Below are 1,039 nucleotides of genomic sequence, written 5' to 3'. Positions count from 1 at the left end.
TCCACCACCATCCGCCACAGGTCCTCCGGCGACAGCACGCCGCCCGGGTAGCGGCAGGCCATGCCGACGATCGCGATCGGTTCGGTGCCGGCGCCGATCAACTGGCGGTTCTGCTGCTTGAGCCGCTCCGTCTCCTTCAGTGAGGCGCGCAGGGCATCGACGAGTTGGTTGTTTGGCGTAGCCATCACATGCTCCACAGGTCTCAGGTCAGGAGTCGGGGTTGCTCAGGGCAAGCTGGATGAGGCTCTCGGCGTCCATCTCGTCGATGGAGCCCTCGCCGTCGGCCGCGTCCTCGTCGGAGGCGGTCCCGTCGGCGAGCCCGGTGAGCGTGAGGAGGGCGTCGAGCAGGCCCGCGTCGCGGAGCCTGGCGAGCGGGAGCTGGGCCAGGGCGGCCCGGAGCTGCGCCTCCTGCGAGTCGGCCGGGGTCTCGGTGTCCGTGGGGACGAGCTCACTCATGAGGTGGCGGGCGAGGCTGGTCGGGTTGGGGTAGTCGAAGACGAGCGTGGCGGGCAGCCGCAGGCCCGTGGCCGCGGTCAGCCGGTTGCGGAGCTCGACGGCGGTCAGGGAGTCGAAGCCGATCTCCTTGAAGGCTTGGGCGGGTTCCACCGCCTCCGCGCCGTCGTGGCCGAGAACAGTGGCCACGTTGCGGCGTACGAGGTCGAGGACGAACCGCTCGCGTTCCGCGCCCGGCAGGGCGATCAGCCGGTCGGCCAGGGACTCCGTCGACGCGGCGGCCGGGCCGGCCTCGACGGTACGGCGGGCGGGCGCCTTGACCAGGCCGCGCAGGACGGGCGGGACCATGCCGCTCTCGCGGAGGGCGGCCGTGTCGAGCTTGATCGGCGCGAGGGCCGGCCAGGCGGACGCGGTGCCGTGGTCGAGGAGGTCGAGTCCGAGCTCCGTCGGGAGGGGGAGGACACCGGTGCGCTTGATGCGTTCGACGTCCTCGTCGGAGAGGTGGGCGGTCATGCCGCTGCGCTGCTCCCAGAAGCCCCACGCGAGCGACGTCGCCGGCAGACCCGCCGCCCGCCGGGCCTCGGCC

Annotated in this window: 2 protein-coding genes; both read right to left on the bottom strand. The window is 72.9% G+C overall.

What is annotated here, in order from left to right; genetic code table 11:
* Window positions 1–185: polyketide synthase docking domain-containing protein (locus tag ACZ4SA_RS37020; RefSeq protein WP_468283298.1), on the bottom strand; the 185-nt coding region annotated here is incomplete at its 3' end.
* A gap of 22 nt (window positions 186–207) precedes the next feature.
* Window positions 208–1,039, bottom strand: an 832-nt coding sequence (locus tag ACZ4SA_RS37015) for an acyl carrier protein (protein ID WP_468283295.1), incomplete at its 5' end; no start/stop codon positions are given.

This window comes from Streptomyces sp. NPDC027962 (genome assembly GCF_055566095.1).
Note: the sequence above shows the minus strand (reverse complement) of the source record. Positions and strands in the feature narration are given on the sequence as shown.